The sequence below is a fragment of the Plantactinospora sp. BC1 genome, assembly GCF_003030345.1.
Classification (GTDB): domain Bacteria; phylum Actinomycetota; class Actinomycetes; order Mycobacteriales; family Micromonosporaceae; genus Plantactinospora.
The window spans coordinates 5,272,105-5,285,403 of the sequence record NZ_CP028158.1; the positions used below are offsets into that span (position 1 = coordinate 5,272,105).

Annotated in this window: 11 protein-coding genes; 3 read left to right on the forward strand and 8 right to left on the reverse strand. The window is 73.6% G+C overall.

Features of this window, described 5'->3' with window-relative positions; genetic code table 11:
* Positions 1–34: 34 nt before the first annotated feature.
* Positions 35–2,914 (reverse strand): AAA family ATPase, encoded by a 2,880-nt coding sequence (locus tag C6361_RS23000; protein WP_107268975.1) that lies wholly within the window; start codon positions 2,912–2,914, stop codon positions 35–37.
* Between the two features lie 742 nt (positions 2,915–3,656).
* On the opposite strand from C6361_RS23000, the gene C6361_RS23005 reads away from it, so the two are divergent.
* Together C6361_RS23005 and C6361_RS37135 are read left to right on the forward strand one after the other, a co-directional pair.
* On the forward strand, positions 3,657–4,895 hold the full coding sequence (locus C6361_RS23005) for a hypothetical protein (RefSeq protein ID WP_159079438.1): 1,239 nt from the start codon (positions 3,657–3,659) through the stop codon (positions 4,893–4,895).
* 50 nt (positions 4,896–4,945) lie between these two features.
* The gene (locus C6361_RS37135; RefSeq protein WP_159079439.1) at positions 4,946–5,122 is read left to right on the forward strand and encodes a hypothetical protein; all 177 of its coding nucleotides are present in this window, start codon (positions 4,946–4,948) and stop codon (positions 5,120–5,122) included.
* 517 nt (positions 5,123–5,639) lie between these two features.
* Here the strand turns inward: C6361_RS37135 and C6361_RS23010 are convergent.
* The 3 genes from C6361_RS23010 to C6361_RS23020 all read right to left on the reverse strand — a co-directional run bounded on the left by C6361_RS23010 (position 5,640) and on the right by C6361_RS23020 (position 7,892).
* On the reverse strand, positions 5,640–6,374 hold the full coding sequence (locus tag C6361_RS23010) for a class I SAM-dependent methyltransferase (RefSeq protein ID WP_107268977.1): 735 nt from the start codon (positions 6,372–6,374) through the stop codon (positions 5,640–5,642).
* A 287-nt stretch (positions 6,375–6,661) separates the two neighbouring features.
* A complete protein-coding gene (locus tag C6361_RS23015; protein WP_107268978.1) occupies positions 6,662–7,081 on the reverse strand; it encodes a VOC family protein in 420 nt (139 codons plus the stop codon).
* Between the two features lie 19 nt (positions 7,082–7,100).
* Entirely contained in the window at positions 7,101–7,892 is a 792-nt protein-coding gene (locus C6361_RS23020) for a MerR family transcriptional regulator (protein WP_107268979.1), read from the reverse strand.
* A 303-nt stretch (positions 7,893–8,195) separates the two neighbouring features.
* Between C6361_RS23020 and C6361_RS23025 the strand changes: the two genes are divergently transcribed.
* Positions 8,196–9,836: a helix-turn-helix domain-containing protein gene (locus C6361_RS23025; RefSeq protein ID WP_107268980.1), complete on the forward strand. Its 1,641-nt coding sequence runs from the start codon at positions 8,196–8,198 to the stop codon at positions 9,834–9,836.
* A gap of 370 nt (positions 9,837–10,206) precedes the next feature.
* Here the strand turns inward: C6361_RS23025 and hisG are convergent, their stop codons facing one another.
* The 4 genes from hisG to C6361_RS23045 all read right to left on the reverse strand — a co-directional run bounded on the left by hisG (position 10,207) and on the right by C6361_RS23045 (position 13,145).
* Positions 10,207–11,052 carry an ATP phosphoribosyltransferase gene (gene hisG / locus C6361_RS23030; protein WP_107268981.1) on the reverse strand — a complete coding sequence of 282 codons (846 nt, stop codon included), beginning with the start codon at positions 11,050–11,052 and terminating at the stop codon, positions 10,207–10,209.
* An 84-nt stretch (positions 11,053–11,136) separates the two neighbouring features.
* Positions 11,137–11,418 (reverse strand): phosphoribosyl-ATP diphosphatase, encoded by a 282-nt coding sequence (locus tag C6361_RS23035; RefSeq protein ID WP_234359648.1) that lies wholly within the window; start codon positions 11,416–11,418, stop codon positions 11,137–11,139.
* 63 nt (positions 11,419–11,481) lie between these two features.
* Positions 11,482–12,627: a GerMN domain-containing protein gene (locus C6361_RS23040; RefSeq protein ID WP_107268982.1), complete on the reverse strand. Its 1,146-nt coding sequence runs from the start codon at positions 12,625–12,627 to the stop codon at positions 11,482–11,484.
* Positions 12,624–13,145, reverse strand: coding sequence for a SigE family RNA polymerase sigma factor (locus C6361_RS23045; protein WP_107264441.1), 522 nt, complete (start codon positions 13,143–13,145; stop codon positions 12,624–12,626). Before C6361_RS23045 ends, C6361_RS23040 begins: the two co-directional genes overlap by 4 nt.
* Positions 13,146–13,299: the final 154 nt, after the last annotated feature.

Sequence of the window (13,299 nt, forward strand, 5' to 3'; positions counted from 1 at the left end):
CGGGCGGGCGCTCCACCTCGGCACGCCGGCGGGGTCAGTGGTCCGCGGCGACCCCGTCCGGCTCCGCGCTGAACGCGGCACGGGCGATCTCCACCCGGCTCCGCATGCCGAGCTTCGCCAGGATCCGCGAGATGTGCGTCTGGGTCGTCCGCCGGGTCAGGAACATGCTCTGCGCGATGTCCGGCGTCGAGCGGCCGGCCGCGACCAGCAGCGCCACCTTCCGTTCGGTCGGGGTCAGCGCCTCCCAGCCGTGCCCGGCACGTTTGACCCGGGCACCCCGTACGCCGCGCCGGACCCCGTACGCCCGCAGCCGCGCCCCGGCCCGGCGGATGTCCCAGGCCGCACCGAACCCGCCGTACAGCTCGATCGCCTCGTCCAGCACGGCGCGTGCCTCGGCCGTCTCGCCGCACCGCGCGAGGACGACGCCGAGATCCTCCAGCGCTCCGGCGAGGTCCACGGGCGCTCCGGCGCCCCGGTAGTGGTCCACCGCCGAGCGCAGCGGTACCGGATCGCCGTCGTGCAACCCCCGGCACCAGTCGGCGGCCGCGGCGGCCCGGGCCGGCACCTGCTCCGCCGCCGCCTCGGCCAGGCAGGCCCGCACGGCGGTCTCCGCAGCCGACCGGTCGTCCACGGCCAGGGCGAGCCGGACGAGTCCGGGCAGCCACTGGTGGGTCAGCGTCATCTCGCCGGGCCGGCGTTCGAGGAAGTCGCCGAGCAGGGCCAGGGCCAGCGGCCGGTCTCCGTCCTGTTCGGCGGCGAGCGACCGCCCGACCCGGAGGAAGTCGGTGTTCTCCCGGTCGGCGACGGTGACGACGGGGCGGTCGGACACCGCCCGGAGGTGCGCGGCGGCTTCGGCCCGCTCGTCCCGGCGGGCGGCGACGACCGCGGCCACGCCGTGCCACAGCCACCCCGGCCCGCCCTCCCGCAGCCCCCGGTACGTCGACGCCGAGCCGTTCTGCTCGACCGCGTGAAGTTCCGCCAGCGCGTCGTCCCAGCGCCCCAGCCAGTACATCAGCACGCCGGCGGTGACTCCGGAGGTGGTGTCGTCGGCCCGGCCCGCCCGGTGCAGGAACTCCCGCACCTCCCGCAGCGCACCCTCGGCGTCGGTCCACCGGCTGAGGTTCTGTAGCGAGAAGATCCGTCCGTGCAGCGCGAACGCGCGCAGGTCCACGTGGTCGGCGGTGGTGCCGAGGGTTTCGATCGCCCGGTCCACGCAGTCCAGTGCGAGCCGATGCTGCCGCCGTACGGAGTGGCTGGTCCACATGTCGGTCAGCGCGTACGCCGCCGCGAACGCGTCCCCCGCCGCCTCGCTGATCTCCAGCGCGTTCCGGGCGGTGACGTCCGCCGCGGCCAGGTCTCCGCGGCCGGCTCGCTGGAACATCGCCAGCGAGGCGAGTAGCCGGGCACGCCAGACGTCGGGCAGGTCGACGGCATTGAGGGCCCGGCGCAGGGCGGCGGCCGCCGCGTCGTTGTGCCCACCGCTGAACAACGCGCGGGCGAGCACCCAGCAGAGGTGGCCACGGTCGGCCGGTTCCACGACGACCGCCAGCGCCTGTCGGGCGCGTACCGTCGCCTCCTCGTGCTGGCCCGTGCCGAGCAGGACCCGGGCCAGGGTCATCCCCAGCACCGCCCGCTCGCGGTCGTCGGTCGGGTCGTGGTCGAGTTCCCGGCGCAGCAGTTCGGCCGCAAGCTGCGGCGTCCGGCCCGCCAGCAGCGGGCCTGCCTCGGTCAGCCAGCGCCGCGCCCACCGGTCGCCGACCACACCGGAGGCCAGCAGGTGCGCGGCGACCCGCTGCGGCTCGACGCTGGCGGCCTCCAACGCCCGGGCCGCGTCGAGGTGAACTGCCGCCCGCAGCGCCGCCGGCATGCTGTCGTGCAGGGCCTGCCGGATCAGCGGGTGCCGGAAACGCATCCGCGGCCCGGCGTCGACCAGGATTCCGGCCGCCACCGCCTCGTTCAGGTGGCCGGAGAAGTCGATTGCCGGCCGACCCAGCAGTACCGCGAGTTCGGTGACCGCGAACTCCCCACCGAGCAGGGTCGCCACCCGCAGCAGGTCGACGGTCTCGGCCGGGACGTAGCTCAGCCGGCTGTCCAGCGCCGCGGCCAGCGACCTCGGCACGGTGGCGGAGGCCGGGTCGCGCACCTCGGCCTGCACGCCGACGTCCACCATCTCCTCGCGGACCAGCGACTCGGCCAGCTCGCGCAGGTACAGCGGGTTGCCCATCGCCTGAGCAGCCAGCCCGACCAGCCCGGCCCCGGGTGGCGCCCCCAGCAGGCCGGTGAGCAGGTCGAGCACCGCGCCCTGGTCCAGCGGACCGAGCGAGATCCGGAGCGCGTCCCGGTCACTGGCCACGGGTCGCAGCCGCTGCACGGCCGGCCGGTGGGAGCCGGGACGATAGGAGAGAACCAGCAGCAACGGCAGATGGACGGCCGCCGAGGCCAGCCTGCGGCAGGCGTCGAGGGAGGCGTCGTCGGCCCACTGGACGTCGTCCACGATCAGCACCGTCGGGCCGGTGCTGCACAGCTCGTCGACGAGGGCGACGACCATCTCGACGGCTGTCGCGTACGTGGCGTCGGCAAGGTCGAGGGCGGGACGCCTGGCGCTCAGGAACGCCGCGATCTCGGCGCGGCGGGGATCGGACGAGCGCGTCCCGATTTCGAGGCAGTCGCAGAGCACGCCGAGTGGCGGCGGGTGGACCAACTGGTCGGCGACGCCCCGCAACACCTGGTAGCCCAGGTCGGTGGCGATCCCCGCGCCGACCGCCACCAGCGACGACTTGCCGATGCCGGGCTCGCCCTCGATCCAGACCACCCCACCGGTACCGGTGTGCAGGCTCGCTACGGCCTCGCGCAACATCGCGGTCTCGGCCACACGCCCGGCCCAGAGCGCTCCGGGTTCGGCGGAAAGCGGCATGGCTCCTCGAATATTACAGTGAAGTCCGCCTATCGAGGGTCCCGGATGGACGCAACCGTCGGGTCGGGCAGGTCCGGCCGGACGAGCCAGGTCGCGCCGGCCGTGCGCCGACCCGGTGCGGAGGGGGCGTCCTTCCCTCCGCACCGGGTTCCGCCCGCGTCAGCCGGCGGCGCCGGTGGGCCGCCGCCGTTGACTGGCAGCGCGGATGGCATTTCTCCCGAAACCACATCCGGCGCCGTGGAGACCGGATCCGGTTCGACGGCCCGGCAACGCGCCGGCCGGGTGGCTGAGGTCCAACCGCTCCCGGGTGGTCGTCGGATCGACGCGGGCCGCCGACCGAGACAGTTGCCGAAAAATCTCGGTAATCTGGCCCCGTCGATATGCCGTACCACTATTAATACCCATCGAACGCGCGGGACACAAGACCTGGCTGCCCTGCTTGATGACAGGTTGCAAACTCCCGGAACATGACCGGAAGTTCCGGAGAAGCGATGTGCCCGCACGACCTGGGCGCCCGGCGAGGGCCTACCGCTGTCGTCGGGCGGGGGTGCCGCCCGACCCGCCCACGGGCGACCGCCGCCGGCAGGCATCATTGCCACCCATCCTTTGACTGTGGTAAATATGATCGACAATTCGGAAGCCAGTGGGCGTCGATGTCCATTCTGGTCGACCATCCGGTCGATGCCGGCGTTCACGCCCTGGGGGCGTCCGCTGCCCCGGGGTGATCACGGGGAGGACTCCAATGGGTTCGAGAAAACACGTCTTCAGGCGGCTGGCGCTCGCGGTGTCGTTCGGCATGCTTGCCGCCACCGGCGGCGTCGCGGCTTCCGGCCCGGTCGCGGCGGCACCGGCCCCCGGGGACCAGTCCGCACAGGTGGAGCTGGTGGCGCAGCTTCACCAACTGACCGCCAGCAAGGGCCTGCGCGGGTTCGCCGGCTCGGCACTCGACGCGGACGGCCGGACGGTCCGGCTGTACTGGGCCGGCGACCAACCGTCCGCGCTGCGATCCTTCGCGTCCCGGCTCCGGAGCGGGGTCAGGCTGTCGGTCATCAGCGTCCCCTACGACCAGGAGGAGATCGTCGCTCGCGCCCGAGCCCTGATCAAGGCGGCGAAGCTGCGGGGCATCCCGATCGGGGCGGTCTCCAGCACCTCGGACCTGCGTGGCCTGCACGCGGACGTGGAACCGTCGGCGACCGCGGAACAGCGCGCGGAACTGCGCCGGCTCGGGGCCACCGAGATCTCCGAAGCGGGTGCGATGGTGCCGTTGGCGAGATATTCCGACAGTGCGCCGTTCTGGGGTGGGGCGGTGATCGAGCGTCCCGGGGCGGTCTCCGGGAGTTTCGCGCACTGCTCCACCGGCTTCGCCGCGCGCACATCCTCCGGAACGGTCGGCATGCTGACCGCCGAGCACTGCGGCGCGAACCGCGACTGGACGACCCCCACCGTGCTCGGGCTCTCCTCGGTGCCGGTCGGACACTCCAACGCCGGACACGCCACCACCGACTCGATGCTCATCACCGGCCGCACCTACTCCGCGTTCCTGTACCGGGGCGACTGGTCGTCCGGGACCGGCCGGCAGGTCACGAGTCGCTCGGGCCCGTCGATCGACCAGAAGGTGTGCGCCGGTGGTGGGATGTCCGGTGAGGTGTGCAACGCGACGGTGCACCGGATCAACGTGATCGGCCCGAACGGTGCCGGGCCGGGTTACTTCGCGCGTACCTCGTCGTCGAGCGTTCCGCTCGCGGGACAGGGCGACAGCGGAGGTCCCGGGTTCGCCGTCGCGGTCTCGAACGGCAACATCACCGCGCTCGGCATCGTCAGCTCGGCGTACCTGACGGACAGGGCCACGAGCTGCCCCGGCGGCACCTCCAACCCTTGGAACAACTCCGTACCGGCGCGTGAGTGCTTCTACAACGTCCACTTCATCAACCTGACCGCGATCGAGGCCGCGCTCGGCGTGTCGGTGATGACCAGCCCGTGACCGCCAGGGCGTTCGTCGTCGTACTACATCAGCCGCGCGACCGGAGATGGATGCGGCTGATCGCTGAACCGTACGTCGACAGCGTCGCCGAGGGCCTCTCCATGCCGCCCCGGGTCGTGGTGCGGCTCAGGCCCGACGTCTCGGCCGAGCAGGCCGACGAGATCGCGGACGCGTTCCGGGCTCACCTCGACGGCGAGCCGGTCACTGTCGAGACCCGGCCCACCTGACGCCGCCCGGGCAACCGCCGCATGCGGTGCCCGGGCGGATCGCGGTTCTGCGCCGCACCGTGCGCAGCAGGGGTGACGGATACGCGTCCCTGCTGGCGCTCGACCGCCTGCTCGCCGCCCCGGCCGGTCGGCCGCCCGCAAGCGGCTGACCCGGGCCGAGCAGGCGCTCGGGCATTCGGTGCTGCATGCGCCGGACGCCCGGCACGACCTCTGGCTCACCGTCCGCGCCCTCGAAACCTGGCGGAGCGGCACCCCCTCGACCAACCCGCGTGAGGCGGCAGGCTCCCGTTCCGCCTGGTGGTTGGTCTAGTGGGTCATCCATCCCGAGGCAGGAGGAGCCACGGAGCCCGCCTCACCCGCAGCCGGCGCGCGTTGTCGGTGGCGACCGCCCAGGTCGAGCGGGCGCCGCCGGACGCGAGGTCAACAATGCGAGGCCGCCGACCAGGGATCCGCCACCGCCACGCTGCGGTGAGCACCGCCCGCGACGGGTACGACGGATCCCCGGTCGACGCTGGGCCTAGCCTCGGCGGTAGACGGAGACGTGGCTGCCGCTCTCCGCGCCGAACGGCCGACGGTGCCAGTCGGCGTACCGCTCGGCGAGCCGGAGACCGGCCCGCTCCGCCATCTGGTCGATCTGCTCGGGCCAGGCATACCGCATGCCGAACGGCTTGAGGTGCACACCCTGACCATCGAACCTGATCGTCTGCCGGACGAACGTCTGCGCGTCCCGGTCGAACCGGTGCAACCGGATCGTCGCCGACTCCTCCGTCACGTCCCACACCTGGACCTGCTGCTCGGTCCGGTCCATGTCGGCCGGGTCCGGGACGTACGTCTCGATCACGAACGCGCCGCCCGGTGCCAGCACCCGCGCGACGTTGCGGAAGCAGTCCTCCTGCCGCCCGGCGTCGACCAGGTTGAACAGCGTGTTGTAGACCAGATAGGCCAGGGTGAACGGCCCGTCGACCGGTACGTCCGCCATGTCACCGATGACGACCGGAAGCTGCTCGCCACCGGGCTTGGCACGCAACTGTGCCACCATCTCCTCGGACGCCTCGACGCCCTCGACGGCGAGGCCGCGGGCGGCCAGCGGAAGTGCGACCCGGCCGGTGCCGATCGCGAGTTCCAGCACCGGACCGCCATCGGCGAGCCCTTCGAGGAAGTCCACCGCCGGACCCGGGTCCGGGTTGGTGCCCTTGTCGTAGCCGGCGGCCCAGAGCCGGCCGAAGAGGCCGGGATCGTCGAGAAGGGACATCACGCGCCCTCCTCGTGCGGGGCCGGCCGAGAAACCGGGGATACTGCCGTCGGGCGCGCCCTACCGGCGCCCGCCGCTGTGCTGGTCGTGAAGTCCGACGTACTCATGAAGCCTCATATCCTGGGGGTAGACGACACCTGCTCGCTGACGGGACATCGGCGCTCGTGGCATGGCCGTCTCCTCTCGACTGGCTTCGGCTCGGCTTCGGCTCGGCTTCCGGTCGGCCGGCAACGGTCAGGACATCAGAGGCCGACTCGCTCCGGCAACCGGTTTACCGCCCCGGCCTGCTAACGTCCGGGCAGACCGGGCGGCGCGGCGGCCGGGCCGAGCAGGTCCCACAGGTTGCCGGCGATGTCCCGGAACACCGCCACCCGGCCGTACGGCTCGGTCCTCGGCGGGCGTACGAACTCGACGTCGGCCGCTGTCATCCGGCCGTACGCGGCGTCGAAGTCGTCGACTCGGAGGAAGAAGCCGACCCGGCCGGCCACCTGAGCGCCGACCACGGCAGTCTGCGGCTCGCCGTCGGCGCGGGCGAGCAGGATGCCGGTCTCGGCGCCCGGTGGCCGGACCACGACCCACCGTTTCGGGCGACCGTCGTTGGTCAGCGACGGCGAGTCCTCGACCAGGTCGAAGCCGAGCACGCCGGTGAAGAACTCGATCGCCGGGTCGTACTCCGCCACCACGATGGTCACCAGGTCGATCCGCATCAGGCGGAGCCTAGCCGGGCTACGGAGCCTGCCCGGTCCGCCCTGCGGCACGTACCCGGTCGAGGTAGTCGACAAGGGCGCGCATCTGGTCGACCGGCCACGGGAGGTTCCGGCCGAGTTCCCCGCTCTGCTCGTCCCACATCCGCCGGGCCGCCGCCCGGGTCCGCTCGCCGTCGGCTCCGGGCGGGTGGAACCGGCCGGCCAGCGCGTCCCAGCGGGCGACCAGGGTCCGTACCGCCGGGTCGTCGGTCGGGGTGCCGTCGCGTACGTGCCGGAGCAGTTCGGTGACGAGTTCCGCCCATTCCGTCCGGGCCGCCTCGACTCCGTCCGGGCCGATCGCCGCCCGCCGCCGCGCCAGTTGCTCCCGCTCTTCGGTGCTGAACGAGGTTTCGAACACAGAGATCATCTCCAGGGTCGTCAGGAACTGCTCCGGGCCGGGCATCGACGCCGCGTCGATCTGGTCGAGCAGCCCCTGTAGCCGCTCGGTGAGCTGGCCGAGCCGGGCCGCCTGTGCCGCCAGTCCCCGCAGTTGGGCGGCCAGCAGCTCGCGCATCCCGGCCAGGTCGTCCGCCGCCCCGGCCAGCGCGACCGCGACCTCCTCCAGGGACAGCCCGAGCCCGCGCAGCGCGCGTACCCGGTAGAGCCGGCGCAGGTCACCCTCGGTGTACCGGCGGTGGCCCGAACTGGTGCGCTCGGCGGCCCGCAACAGGCCGATCTCGTCGTAGTGGTGCAGGGTGCGGACGGTGGTCCCGGTGGCCCGGGCCAGCTCACCGATGCTCCACCGACGTCCGGCGTCGTCTCTCCCGGTCACGTCCGGAACGCTACGACCTCCCGCGACGTCAGGTGCAACCGCGAAACAGCACCGTCCCGGAGCGGACCGCAGCCGGACCGCAGCCGGGCCGGAGAGCGGATCGGCCTCCGCCGACGTCCCGGTACGCTGGCTCCGCCCACCGGCTCGACCGGCCTTCCGGCCAGCGCCGTCGCGGCGGGTGGCGACCGGCCGGGCGTCGCGGTCGGGGCGACGGACCGGTACCGGAGCGGCACCGGACTTCGCCGCCCCGGGGGGAGTACGGATTCGCCGCCCCGGAAGGACGTACCGAGGAGTCAGCACCCGATGAGCCGGGAACCAGGGGACGTGGCCGCGCCGAGCCGTGCTGACGATCTGCTGACCCTCGCCCGCCTATCCGTCGGGCGGGACGCGGTGCGGGCGATCCTGGACTGGCTCGGGCGGCGTACCGGTGGAGCAGCCCTGCTGGTCGGAGCCGATCGGAGGGTACTCGCCGGAGCGGCCGACCGGCTCGGACCCGGCACCCCGCTGTCCCGGGTCGTCGGCGCCGCCGTCGCGGACCTGTCCCGGCGCGGGTCGAACGCCGCAGTGGTCGACACCGCCGGGCCGGCCCGGGTGCACCTGCTGCGGCTGGCCGGCGGCGACCCGGACCGGTCCGCCGCCGCGCTGGTTGCCCGGGCCGAGGAACAGCTCGGGTACCTCGTGGTGGTCGCCGCCCCCGAGCGGCAGCTCGGCGAACTCCTCGCCGACGCCGCGCGGACGCTGTCGCTCTGCTGGCGGATCGAGGAGGCGGACCGGGCCCGCCGGCGGATCGCGGCCGCCGACGCGCACGGCCGGGAGGCGGTGCTGCACCTGTTGATGGTCGGCGACGTGCCGCCCGCCCGGCGGATCGCCTCGGCGCTGCGGCCGCAGCTGCCCGAGGCACTCCGGGTCTGTGTGATCGAGTGTGTCGGCCGGCAGCGGTACGAGGTCGCCGCCGAGATCGACCGGTCGCTGGCCGGCCGGGCCTGGATCGTGCCCTGTCCGGTTCGCTCGAACCATCTCATCGCGCTCGTCCCGGCCGAGCCGTCCGGCGGCGACGCCCCGGCACCGAGCCGGGAGACCGCCCAGCAGGGTGCCGGACGGGCCGATCCGGCGGACCGGCTCGGGCGGCTGATCACCGCCCGGGCCCGGCAGTGCCGGGTCGGGATGAGCGAGCCGGTCGGGTTGCCGGAGACCGCCAGCGGGTACGAGCAGGCCTTCCACGCGCTGGCGGTGGCCCGGGCCACGACCGGGTACGCCCGGTTCGACCGGCAGCGCGAGCTGGCGCCGCTCACCGGCCCGGACGGGTACGCCTGGGCCGAGCGGCTGCTGCGACCCTGCCTCGGCCACACGCCGGCCCGGCGGGCCGACCCGGGGGCGGCGGAGTTGCTCGGCACGCTCAACTCGTGGCTCGCCTTCGACAGTGCGGCCAGCCGACACCTCAAGATCCACCGGAACACCCTGGCCGGCCGGCTGCGACTGCTCAACGCGCTGCTCGGACTGGATCTCCTCCGGGTCCGGGACCGCTCCGCCGCCTGGCTGGCGCTGCGGCTGCGCGACGCACCACGCCCGCAGGGCCCGGAAGCCGCCGTACCACGACCGCAGAGTCCGGAAGCTGGCACGCTGTCGGCCGGAGGGGTTCCGGGCGGCCGGGAGGTCACCCTCGACCACCTGCTCGCCGCCCCGGCCGTGACGGCGTGGGCCCGGACCCGGCTCGGGCCGCTGCGGCCGGCGGACCGGTCGATCGGGTTCGAGACGGTACGGGCCTGGCTGGCCGCCGACACCAGTCTCGCCGCCACCTCGGCCGCGCTCGGCATCTCCGTCTCGGCCACCCGCAAGCGGCTCTCCCGGGCCGAGCAGGCGCTCGGGCGTTCGCTGCTGCACGCGCCGGACGCCCGGCACGAACTCTGGCTCGCCGTACGCGCGCTCGAACTGGCCGAGGGCTGACCGTCGCGCGCCGACCCGCGCACGGCAGCACCAGCGCCGACACCGGCACCAGGCACCAGGCACGAGCACCGGCACCAGGCACCAGGCACGAGCACCGGCACCAGGCACCAGGCACGAGCACCGGCATCAGGCACCGACACCGGCACCGGCACCGGCACCGGCACCGGGGCTCACTGTGCACGGCGGCACCGGCACGGCGGTCGCTGTGCGGATCGCTCCCTCGCGACCGGCTGCTCGGCGTCGTACGGTCTCGCTGTCGGGGGGCCGGTGTGGGGGACGGCCACCGTCCGGTGATCCTTCGGGTTGTGCCACGAGGGCGAAGGGCAGCCGGACGGTGGCCTTGGCTCGACGGCGGCGGTCGAGCGGCCGACTACAGCCGGCAGGCGTGGATGTTGGTGACCAGGATCGCCCGGGCACCGACCTCGTACAGCTCGTCCATGATCCGGTGTACGTCCTGGCGCAGCACCATCGCCTGCACCGCCACCCAGCCCTCCCGGTGCAGCGGCGAGATGGTCGGGGACTCGATCCCCGGGGTGAGCGCGCTGGCCTTCTCCAGCAGGTCGGCCCGGACGTCGTAGGCGAGCATCACGTACCGGCGGGCGACCAGTACGCCCTGCAGGCGGCGGAACAGTTGGTCCACCTGCCCGTTGGCCGGCGCACCGGTCCGGCGCACCAGTACGGCCGAGGAGCGCAGGATCGGCTCACCGACGATCACCAGTCCGGCCTGGCGCAGCGTCGCGCCGGTGGAGACGACGTCCGCGACCACGTCGGCCACGCCGAGGCGTACGGCGTTCTCGACCGCGCCGTCGAGCCGGATCACCGTGGCGTCGAGCTGGTGCGCGGCCAGGTATCCCTCGACCACCCCGGGATAGGCGGTGGCGATGCGCCGGCCGGCGATCTCGTCGACGGTCGAGACGGTTTCCGGCCGGGCGGCGAACCGGAAGATCGAGCCGCCGAAGTCCAGGTCGAGGATCTCCTCGGCCGGGCTGGCCGAGTCGACCAGCAGGTCCCGGCCGGTGATGCCGAGGTCGAGGTCGCCGGAGCCGACGTAGGTGGCGATGTCCTTGGGGCGCAGGTAGAAGAATTCGACGTCGTTGGCGTCGTCCCGGCAGATCAGGTCGCGGTCGTCACCGCGCTGGCGGTAGCCCGCCTCGCGCAGCATCTGGGCGGCTGGTCCGGAGAGGGTGCCTTTGTTGGGTATGGCGATGCGCAGCATCGGTAGTGCTCCTCGCGGTCAGGGATCGGAATCGGGCTGACGGACGCGTCCGGTGCGGTCGACCGGAAGGGACGCGGCGGGGCACTACAGATGTCGGTAGACGTCCTTGAGTTCCAGGCCGGTGGCGAGCATCAGCACCTGCGCCTGGTAGAGCAACTGGGAGATCTCCTCGGCGGCCCGTTCCGGACCCTCGTGCTCGGCGGCCATCCACGCCTCGGCCGCCTCCTCGACGACCTTCTTGCCGATCGCGTGCACGCCGCGTTCCAGCGCGGCCACCGTCGCCGAGCCGGGGGTGCCGGCCGCGGCCTTGGCCTGTAGCTCGGCGAACAGCTCCTCGAACGTCTTCACGGAATCCGATTCTCGCAGCCGACCGGCACCGGCCCGGTCGCCGGGTCGGCCGGCGGCCCACCAGGTGGACCGCCGGCCGGTTCAGCGCACCGTCACGGTGTGGTCGTCGAGGAACTGCTCGGTCCCGTCCGCCAGCGAGATCGCGTACGCGGTCAGCGTGTACCGGCCCGGCGGCAGCGTGACGGCGACCTTCGCCTCGCCCTGGGCCGGCCCGGCGATGGAGAGCGTGACGAACTGCTCGCGTACGGTACGGGTACCGCGCTGGATCCGGAGCTGGGCGGTCGCCTCGGGCAGGATCCCGGCGATGTGCACCTGGAAGCTCCGGTTCACCGTGTCGGCGTGCTGCGGCGAGATCAACCAGACCGGGGCGAGCACCTCCGTCGCCGGGGCCCGGCGCAGCACCCCGGAGGTGTCGACCCGGCCCCAGAGCCGGTCGACCGGTGCCCCGTCCAGCCGCAGCCGCAGCCCCGAGATCCCGGGTACGGCGGTGACGGTCCAGACCAGTTGCTGCACGGCCAGCCGCGCGGTCACCTCGTCGACGTCGTTGTCGGCCGCCCCGGCGAGGTCGACGGTGGCGACGCCGTCGGCGACGGTCACCTCCCGCAGGTCGGTCCCGACCGGCCACGGGTTGCGGTAGTCCGGGTCCATCCCGACCGGCCCGTCCAGCAGGTTCCGCAGCGCGGCGGTGGCCCGGTCCCTTGCCGAGCCGTCGTGTAGCCACAGCCGGTGGAACTCCCGGTAGAGCCGGGGTCGGCCCGGGTCGCCGCCGAGGTAGTAGACCGGCAGCCCGGCCGTCGTCGCGGTGGGGCCGGCTGCCGGCGTACCCGGTCCGGTCCCGACCGACGGGGCGGCCGCGCCGTCCGGCGGGGTCGGCCCGGGCCGCACCTCGTCGGGTGTCGCACTCGCCGACCGGTGCGCGCCGACCGCCCCGGGCGGCGGCTCGACCCGGTCGGACGGGGTCGGCACGACCGTGCTGGCCAGCCCGACCACCACCGCCGCCACGCTCAGCGTGGCGACCGTCACGGCACCGGCCGCCAGCGGTGACCAGCCGCCCCAGCGGCCCCCGGCGAACCGGGGCGGTGACCATGCCGGCCGCCGCCACCGGCGCCACGCGCCGCCCCGGTCGCCGGCCGCGGTCCGCCGCTGGATCTCGGGCAACGCGCCCGGTCCCGGCTCGATCCGGTCGGCCTCGTCCGCGAGTACCCGGCGCAGCATCTCCTCGTTCACCGCTCCGCCCCCATCCTCTGCTTCAGCGCGGCCAGCCCCCGGAAGGTGTGGCTCTTCACCGCACCCCGGCTGACCCCCATCAGGTCGGCGGTCTCGGCCTCGGAGAGGTCGAGGTAGTAGCGCAGCACCAGCGCCTCCCGCTGCCGGGTCGGCAGGGTACGCAGCGCCGCCATCACCGCGTCGTGCTGGAGCAGGTCGAGGGCGCCGCTCTCCGCGCTCGGCGCGTCGGCCACCGGCCCGGCTCCGGCCAGGTAGGCGGTCACCACCCGGCGATGCCGCAGCGCCGACCGGCACCGGTTCAGCACGCTGGTCCGCAGGTAGCCGAGGGCGCGGTCGGCGTCGCGCAGCCGGGACCAGTGCCCGTGCAGCGCGACGTAGCCGTCCTGGACGATCTCCTCGGCCGCACCCTGGTCGTGCAGGAGCAGCGTGGCGAGGCGTACCAGCGGACGGTAGTGCGCGGCGAAGAGGCTGCTGATGGCCTCGTCCGCCGACCACTGTGGTGGTCCCGGTCGTGTCATGGTCCTCCCGCCGGGCGGGTCGGAGACCAGTTGGGTCGTCACGGCTGCATGACGCGCGACCCCCCGTTCCGGTTTACCCGTCGCGGTGGTCCGACACCACTCGACAGGCCGGTGACAGGCCGATATACCCACTTGATCGATGAGATTGTCTATG